An 8796-nucleotide genomic window follows, 5' to 3' on the forward strand; every position below is an offset into this window, starting at 1 on the left:
TCCGGGTGGCCGTCCGGGTGGCCGTCCGGGTGGCCGTCCGGGTGGCCGTCCGGGTCGCAGTCGGCGAGGGCACCGCAGTCGCTGTCCCCGCGCCCGTCGGGGTGGCGGTCACCGTCGCGGTCCGGGTAGCGGTGGCGGTCACCGTCGCGGTCCGGGTGGCCGTCCGGGTGGCCGTCCGGGTGGCCGTCACCGTAGCGGTCCGGGTGGCAGTCACCGTCGCGGTGGCCGTCACCGTCGCGGTGGCCGTCACCGTTGCCGTCGGCGCGGCGAATGTCCTCGGGATCGTCGGCCGAGGCGGTGAGGTCGGACTTGGAGTAGAACTAATCGGCGGGGCTACGGCACCCACGTTGCGCAAGAGCACATCCGTGCCGATGGAACGCTGCTGCGGCGCACCCGCGCTCACCTTGGCCACCGTAATCTCACCGTGCATGCGGACCACTTCGGCCCGCGTAACCGCGGTGTATGGGGGCGTGCAGGTCTCCGCGGCGTTGCAGTAGTCGAACACCAACCCCGTAACGAAAGCTGCCAGCTCCTCCTGAGCTGTGGCTGTACACCGGCCGGTACCGTAGTTGGGATTCGTAGCCGCACTGGTATCGGGCTTCACAATCCGGACGAAGGTGTTGGCCACCGGGTCGCGCGAGAATCTGACGAAATACGTGCAGTCTGGGACTACCGGATTGCCCCGCGGTATTTCCAGGTTCACGCTGCCCGGGCACAAACCACCCAGGCACGCTGCCGGCGGCGGGGACGCCGGCAGCCTGGCGAAGAAACCGGTGGGACCGTCATCGCTCACCAGGCGCGTCGTCCACCGCGCCTCCTCAGAGAACTTCTCAAGCGCCACACGCGCGCTCTGCTGGACATCCAGAAAGTCCTCGCCCATTCCAAACGACCGCACCGCGTTGACCACCAGACCGTAGATGGCCACCAGCGCGACCACCAAGACTCCCAGCGCCACCACGATCTCCAGCAGCGAGAGCCCGCGCGCGTCACGTGGGAACTGAACAAGGCGGCTGAGTGCTGCTCGGATCCAACTACCCACAGTGTGCTCCTCCTGCTCCCATTCCTACGGTCGCCTGTACATATCCCGCACCACAGCCGAACTCACCTGGGCCAGAGTCTGCCCGCGAAACTCCACCCTGACCGTAACCCACTTCATCGCATTCGGGTGGTCGTACTCGGTGAGCCAGGATGGATCGGCGGACGAGGGGCTTAGGTTCACTTGGTTGAGCAGCACCTGGAAGGCATAGTTGCCGTAAGGTGCCCCGAAGTTCGTCAAGGGCTGGGCCGCGATGGCATCGAAAGCCGCGGTCCAGCCGGCGGAGGAGCTCTGCGACTCCGGCCGGGACCTGATCTCCTCCAGCACCCGCACCGCAAGGGCGCTGGCCACGGTCTTGTTGCCGCCCTGGTTCGTCACCTGAATCAAGATGAGAAGCGCGCGTGAGATGAACAGGATAGACATGGCCAGGACCGTCAGGGCGACGATCACTTCTATTAGCGTGAATCCTCGTTCGCGCCTGCGCATGGTTACCACCCGAAGATCTCCCCTACCTACCCGCCCCGGACGCACATCACGAAGATGGCCGAGGAGCACCACCGCAGCGCCGGGCTCATCGCGTGCACGAAGTACCCGGGCAAGGGGGCGCGGAGAATCCCCTTAAAGACTATCGGTACGAGACCGGCCTGCTTGAGCCTGCGGATCCACTCCAGCCGACCAAACCGGTGGATGTGGGTCGGGTCACGGTCTATTAGTCCGAACACCCATCCGGCCGGCGAGTCGTAGACCGGGACCGCAATCGCCAGCAGCCCGGCAGGAGCCATCAGGTCGTGCAACCGCCTGAGCGCCGCGTCCAGGTCAGGGATGTGCTCGAGCACATCAAAGCAGGTCACCACGTCGTAGGTCCGGCCGGGATGGAACGCCTGGAGCGCGCACTGTTGGATCGGCACGCCGGGCAGCCGCTCCCGCGCCAGACTCGTAGCATAGGCAGAGATGTCCACGCCCTCGCACTCGTAGTGCTGCTGCGCCGCCTGTAGAAACCGGCCGAAGGCGGATCCCACGTCCAGCAGCGACCCGGCCGGATGAAGCCGCCGGATCTCGCGCAGGTACCCGGCGATCTTGTGGGGGGGGTTAAACCGATCGTAGCAGCCCGCGTAGTTCGAGATCCCGGTAAAGTAGTCCTGGCCAAACGTGCTCTCGTCGAAAACCGGCAGATCCGCTACACGGCCCCCGGCAGCCGCACAGATACCCGGCTCAAGCGCGTCCTCGCGTGCCATACACCCTCCTTATGCCCAGTGGCCCAGGTACATAGACCATATAGGATCACCATCCAAGCGCGCAAGCCCAATAGACACCCAGCCCGTTGACCACGATACCGGCGGCCAGCAGCACCCAGTCAAATGCCCGCACCCGGCCGCAGAGGGCGCCGGCCAGCAGCACCAGCACCGGTACCCACCAGTCCAGACTGTATCGGTACCCGAACTGCACCCAGCCGATGGAGAAAAAGAACAGCATCGGCACCAGCATGCTCAGGATCACGGCGGCCCAGGGAAGCCATGCCCTGCGGTCTGCTCGGGTGAACAGCAGGCGCACCACGACCGGGCTGGTGATCCAGAGAGCCATCCCCCACGGCGAGGGCCGCAGGTAGGGCGGGTTGGGAATCAACTCCGGCAGGCGCAGGAACATGGCGTCGAGGTGCTCGGGCACGAATCGGACGCTGAAGAACCCCCAGCGGGCCGCGGCCTCCACGTTTACCGAGGCCATTGAGAGCATTCCGTAACCCGTCTGCAGGGGGTCGCCGAAGCGCAGCGCGTTGTAGGCCAGATAGATTGCGATGCCCACGGCGCTGGATAGGGCGAACGGCACCAGCGCGCGCAGGGACCGGTGGCGGAGCCAGAGGAGCACCGCCACCGCCGGAACCGCCGGCAGCACGCTCACGCGGGTCAGCCAGGCCGCGGCCAGCACCGCCCCCACGACCACCGGCCGGGCCCCACCGGCCAGCTCCCAGACCAGCACCGTCATCGCAAGGACCACCACCACCTGCGCGAAGAACCAGGCAGTGCCGATCGCCGTCGCCGGCCACAGCACGCTGCCGAAGGCCAGCGCCGCCGCGCAGAACAGACGCACCGGGAGCGGATGGCCCATGCGGCGCAGCGCTGCCGCCAGTACCGCGGCGGCCGCGGCGGCCAGGAACTGCCCGGCCCGGCCCTGGTCGGCGTTCTCTCCCTGCAGCGCCACCAATGGCATCAACAGGACGGCCGGAACCGGCGGGAACGGCGCGTACACCCGGTCTCCAACGCGGATGATATCGTGGTAATGGCCCGGGAGCCCCACCAAGTTCACCCGGCCCTGCAGAAACGCCGCCGACATGTACACATAGTGACGGTACGCCGTGTTCGTGCGAGGCGTCACCGCGACGTAGATCGCAAGCACCACCACAAAGACCAACACCGGTTCGAGCAGGGACCGTCTCATGGCCCGATCCACCCCAGACGCCAGAAGATGACCCCCCAACAGTTGACTATGACGCCGGCGACTATCAGAACCTTGGCCAAGAGCGACGGCCGTCCGCGCATGCCCCAGACGGTCAGCACGAACAACAGTGGGTAGAAATCGGTGGCAAACCGGTAGCCGAACTGGCTGATTCCGGTGGAGCCAAACGACATCACAACCAGGCTCACCAGGGCAATCGAAATCCAGGCAGACAGTGTCTCCGCGCGCAGCGGCGCGCGCAAAGCGTAGACAAACGCGGGGGTCGTCACCCAGATCGCCAGCCCGGTCCAGGGCACGAGCGCGAACGGCGGGTGGGGCACAAACACCGGCCGGTAGAGAAACATGGTGTGCAGGTGCCTGGGGATGTAGGACGGATGGAACAGCCCGCGCGAAAACCACGGCTCGTCAAGGACGCCCGGCCGCACGGCGCTGGCCACATCGGCAACGGTGCCGAAGCGCAGATAGTTGTATGCGCTGTTGAGTAACACCGCGGCCGCGATCGGCGCGGTCAGCCGGATCAGGTAACTCAGGTCAATGCGCCGCCAGTCCCTCAGGCCGCCCGGCCACCAGGATGCGCGCGTGGCGACCAGGAAGAACGGCAGAGTGAGCACGGTCGGCAGGTGCGACAGGTAGGCGACCGCGATTCCGGTCCCGACGATGATCGGCCGGCGAGCACCGAACGTCTCCACCAGCGATAGGCTCAATCCTGCCACGGCCACGACGTGCGCGAAGTACCACGTGCTGCCCAGGGCGCTTAGGAACCAGATGATCGTGCCGAAGGCGCCCATGACGCCGAACCAGAGATAGTCGCGTGGCCTCGGGGTCAAGCGGGACGCCAGTAGCACCATCAGCCCGGCGCCGATCGCACCTATCACCCAACTGGCCAGCGACTGACTTGCCCTCAGCCCGCGGACAGCCACGTACGGCATCAGGAGGATCGCTGGGCCCGGCGGCGGCATTACATAGAACCGGCCGCCGAATTGCGTCATCTCAAGATAGCGCGGAGGGCGGTCGAGGTCGAGGCGGCCATTCAAGAAGGCGTCCGCCAGCAGCACGTAATGGTTGAAGGGGGTCTGGTCGGGGTAAGAGACCGCGAAGACTGAGAACGCTACCACCGACATTACCGCCGCCCAGAATACCGGGTGCCGTGTGACGGTTTTCAGCAGCGTCGAGCCCGCAATGCGGGAATAGGTGCCCACAATGTAGAAGGATGATTCGATGTCAGTTGAGAGTTTCCCCCCTGCCGCCGTGGCGCACGCCGATCGGGAAACGCGTGTCTGGTGGAACCTGGCGGCGGCGGCGCTGCTGCTTCGATTCCTCATCATGCCCTACGGCGGCTTCCCGGTGGACATCGGGACGTTCAGGGCATGGGCGACCGGACTGGCCGAAAATGGTCCTGCCGCGTTCTACGGCGCGGGGTTCGCCGACTACCTTCCGGGCTACCTATACGTCCTCTGGGCCATCGGTGAGATCAACCAGGTTGTCAGTCTCAGCGACCAGGCCTTCGTGTTTGCCCTCAAGCTGCCTGCGGCGGTCTGCGACATCGCCGCGGCTTGGGTGGTCTTCGCCCTGGCGCGGCGGATGGGCTCAAGGTGGGCACTGCTCCTCTCGGCCTCGTACCTGTTCAATCCAGGGATCGTCTTCAACAGCGCGTACTGGGGTCAGGCCGACGCGGTCGGCGCTCTGTTCGCCCTCTCCGGCGTTGCGCTGCTGGGCGTCGCGTCGCCGCTGCTGACGGCGGTGCTGCTGACGGTGGCGGCCTTGATCAAACCCCAGACTGCTCCGGTTATGATCCCGACCGGCCTGTATCTGGCGCGGGCGCTCGCGCGTCCGGTCCATGGCCCTCCTCGCTGGGATCTGCTGTTGGGCGCGGCGGCCGTAGCCGCGGCGGCTCTTGTGCTCATAATCCTGCCCTTCGGCCTGAGCCCACTGGGCCTGATCGGCGTCCTGCGCGTGTCGCTTGGCGTCTATCCCTACAGCAGCGTTGTGGCCTTCAACTTCTGGGGGGCGACGCAGGGGTTCTGGGTCGGCGACGATGTCCGATGGCTGGGGGTCCAGCTGTACGCCTATGGAACGGCTGCGGCTGCCGTTGCGCTGGCGGTGGTGGCGGTCGGTGCCCTGCGGCGCCCGACGCTCCGGGGGACGATCCTGGCCTGCTCGGTAGCGCTGCTGGCGACCTTCGTGTTGCCGACCAGGATACACGAGCGCTACCTGCTCACGGCCATCCCGTTCTTTGCCGTGGCCGCGGCGGCCGACCGGCGGATGGTCGGGGTGTACGCCGTGCTATCGGTGGTGTTCGCGCTCAACCTGCTATTCGCGTACACCCGCCCGTATGTCCAGACTTTCGCGCTGCCGGGCTGGCTGGAATCAACGGTCTTCTCAACCGTCGGCACCCGCGCGCTCAGCGTGGCCGCGGTCCTGGCCTTCCTGGCCGCGCTGTGGATCCTCTTCACGCAGGCCCGCGAGCCGGTCTGCGAAGGGAATCAGCAACACCACAGGGGCGATTCCGGCGAAGTAGGCATAGGAGGTCCATCGGGCGAAGAACATCGCCGCGAACCAGGCCAGCGCACCGAACAGCAGGGCGCGGCTCGGCCGTCGCACCCCGGCCAGGAGACCGGCCAAGGTCACAACGCCCATTAGGGAAACCCCGACCGCCTTCAGAACCGCCCCCAGTCCGATGTCGGCGTCCCACTGCAGCCAGGCGTAGAGAAGCGCCCACACGTTCCACCCGCCGATGGGGTGCAGCGGGTTGACCGGCCCAATCACCATGCTCCGCACAAACCCCATCGGTGCGCGCAGGAAGTAGGGCAGACTCACCAGCGCCACGAAGCCGACGCTCACCGCGGCGTAGAGCAACCAGGCAGGCACCCGGCGCCCGCTGCCGCGCCCGCCCACGCTCAAGTCAAGCGTCCACCGCCCGGCGGCCAGGCAGGCCACGAAGAACGGCCAGAACGGCACGACGTAGATCTTGAACGACAGCGCCCAGCCCATCAGCAGGCCGGCCAGGACGAGCAGCCGGGTGCTGGCCCTGCGCTGCGCCAGCAGCAGCGCCAGCGCGGCGGCGAAGAGCAGCGCACCGGCGCTGGTGTCGTTGCTGTTGTCGGTGCTGAGCGTCATAAGCGGCGGAGCTGCCGCGTAGAGGCCCATGACAGCGACCGGCCACCCGCTGCGCATCACGCCCGCGGCCAGGGCCAGCCCGGCCAGCACGACCCCGGCCGCCACGACCTCCATGACCCGGATGTTGCCGAGCAGGTAGGACGGAAGGTAGTAGAGCAGACTCCCCGGAGGATAGGCAAAGGCCTGGATTCCCGGCGGAACCGAATTCTCAAACGCGTGCGTGTAGGGATTGCCGCCTCTGACCGCGACACCGAGCGCCTCCTGGATAACGGTCAGCACGTCCGATGCGACGCCTGCCGCCGGCACGCCGGTCCATCCCTGCAGTATCCCCAGCCGCACCAGCACTCCCAGGACCAGCAGGTACGCGGCCGCCAACCAGACCCATCTCTTCAGCACTACCGCGGCGAAGACAAGCGGCCACAGCAAGAGGAGTATCACCGAGATCATCGGCCGACCATCGCAAGGGCAGCCGGCCAGGGTGAAGAAAGCCACGGCTAGACCAATGGCCGCCGCCTCCACTGCGCTCGGGCGTCCAACCGGAGGGGCCGCGCGGCCTAAATCCACGACCCGAACCACATCATCCGCATCATCCGCTCGTTGCTCATCGGCACCGCCGACAGCACCGGATAGTACGCCACGAACCACCCAAGCGCCACGATGATGAGAAGCCACACGACCGCCCCTCCCACCCTGGCACGCACGCGCGCCATCCCCGCGGCCAGGCCCATGATCAGGAACGGCAGCGCCGGCATGAAGTGGTAGAGGAACAGCGCGCGGCTGATGAAGGCGTATTGTAGATAAGAGATCGCAAACCCGGCCAGCAGGAAGGTCTCGGGCATCGCGCGCGTGCGCACGGCACGCCAGGCGACCAGGCAGAACGCCGGGAGACTCGCCCACCATACGATCGGGTTTCCAATCGCCAGGATGCCGCGCTGGATCTGCGGCGCGGCCTCGTAGTACTCGTACCAGATCGGCCTGATCAGCACCGGCCAGGACCACCAGTGCGATTGGTAGGGGTGCGGCGCGGTGAGACTCGCGTGAAACTCGTACATGGAGACCTGATGCGCGATCCACTCGCGCGGGGTGTGCTCGAGCAGGAAGTACGGGATGTAGGTCAGCATATAGACCGCCACCGGCGCCAGGATGAACGCCGCCGCGATGTGGCGGATGTCCCCGCGCGGCAGCGCGATACGGCCCCACCCGCGCAGCAGCATGAGCGTCACCGGGATCGTCGAGAGGGGAACCACCGTGGTCCACTTGGTGGCGATCGCGCAGCCGGCGGCCGCCCCTGCCAGGTAGAGCCAGCGCACCTCGCGGCCCGAGGGCTCCTCGGGACGGTCCACGCGGCCACGCAGGTACTGCCAGAACGCGGCATAGGACCCGAACAGGAACAGGGTCAGGAAGATGTCGGGCTTGGCGATCCGGCTCTCGACAAAGAACAGCCCGTCGGTGGCGACCAGAAGCGCGCTGGCCGCCGCGATGAAACGATCCCGGAACAGAATGGCGGCCAGGGCGTAGATCACTACGACCAGGAGGGTTCCGGCGACTGCGCCGGCAACCCGCCATCCGACCGCGCGATCTCCGGCCAGCCGGATTCCCGCGGCGATGATCAGCTTCGACAGCGGCGGGTGGGTGCGCTCCTCGGTGGTCTCCACCCCGGCTAGGACCTGCTGCGCCGCCTTCGCATAGTAGACCTCGTCGAAGATCATGTGCGCAGGCGTCTGCAGGCGCGGCAGGCGTACAAGGGCCGCAAAAAGGACTATCCCGAGCAGCAGCCACAGCGCCGCGCGTCGGTCAGTCGTGCTCTCCACGGTCCCTCCTCAGGCGGGCGCCGAGCGCTTCCAGGTGGCGCCGGGCTTCCTCCAACACCTCCAACACCTCTGCGCCGGACTTCTCCCGGCCGTAGGCCGCCTCCTCCACCAGGGCCGAAATCCCTGCGACCTCGGGCATCGGGCCCAAGGCCTCAACCCGCCGCCGGAACTCGTCCACGGTCTCGGTAGGCGCGCGGCGCCATCCCCGTCGGGCGAGCATCGAACACATCCGCCGGTAGATCTCGCCGACACCCCCACCGGGCGTCTCTGGAGTCTGCCTCGAGCCAACGGCCCGCCACGTTCCTGCCACCGCCAGCACGCCTGCGAGTGCGATCCCGGCCCACAGCGCGCCCCGCGCCAGGACGGATGCCGCCTCCAGCG

8 protein-coding genes are annotated in these 8796 nt (G+C 67.1%); 1 reads left to right on the forward strand and 7 read right to left on the reverse strand.

What is annotated here, in order from left to right; genetic code table 11:
• From RDU83_12745 to RDU83_12765, 5 genes are all read right to left on the reverse strand, one after another.
• A partial coding sequence (locus tag RDU83_12745) for a hypothetical protein (GenBank protein MDQ7841871.1) occupies positions 1–1039 on the reverse strand: 1039 nt, incomplete at its 3' end.
• Positions 1040–1063: 24 nt separating this feature from the next.
• Entirely contained in the window at positions 1064–1522 is a 459-nt protein-coding gene (locus RDU83_12750) for a prepilin-type N-terminal cleavage/methylation domain-containing protein (protein MDQ7841872.1), read from the reverse strand.
• Between the two features lie 26 nt (positions 1523–1548).
• The gene (locus RDU83_12755) at positions 1549–2271 is read right to left on the reverse strand and encodes a class I SAM-dependent methyltransferase (GenBank protein ID MDQ7841873.1); all 723 of its coding nucleotides are present in this window, start codon (positions 2269–2271) and stop codon (positions 1549–1551) included.
• 46 nt (positions 2272–2317) lie between these two features.
• Complete coding sequence (locus tag RDU83_12760) at positions 2318–3469, reverse strand: hypothetical protein (GenBank protein MDQ7841874.1); 1152 nt, start codon at positions 3467–3469, stop codon at positions 2318–2320.
• The gene (locus RDU83_12765; protein MDQ7841875.1) at positions 3466–4608 is read right to left on the reverse strand and encodes a hypothetical protein; all 1143 of its coding nucleotides are present in this window, start codon (positions 4606–4608) and stop codon (positions 3466–3468) included. Before RDU83_12765 ends, RDU83_12760 begins: the two co-directional genes overlap by 4 nt.
• A gap of 97 nt (positions 4609–4705) precedes the next feature.
• Here RDU83_12765 and RDU83_12770 point away from each other — a divergent pair, with 97 nt between their 5' ends.
• Entirely contained in the window at positions 4706–6127 is a 1422-nt protein-coding gene (locus RDU83_12770) for a hypothetical protein (GenBank protein MDQ7841876.1), read from the forward strand.
• A gap of 1031 nt (positions 6128–7158) precedes the next feature.
• Here RDU83_12770 and RDU83_12775 read toward each other — a convergent pair.
• Together RDU83_12775 and RDU83_12780 are read right to left on the reverse strand one after the other, a co-directional pair.
• Positions 7159–8415, reverse strand: a complete 1257-nt coding sequence (locus tag RDU83_12775) for a phospholipid carrier-dependent glycosyltransferase (GenBank protein MDQ7841877.1) — start codon at positions 8413–8415, stop codon at positions 7159–7161.
• On the reverse strand, positions 8399–8796 hold a 398-nt coding region (locus RDU83_12780), incomplete at its 5' end, for a DUF4129 domain-containing protein (GenBank protein MDQ7841878.1). The genes RDU83_12780 and RDU83_12775, both read right to left, overlap by 17 nt.

The sequence above is a fragment of the bacterium genome, from assembly GCA_031082185.1.
Taxonomy (GTDB): Bacteria; Sysuimicrobiota; Sysuimicrobiia; order Sysuimicrobiales; family Humicultoraceae; genus VGFA01.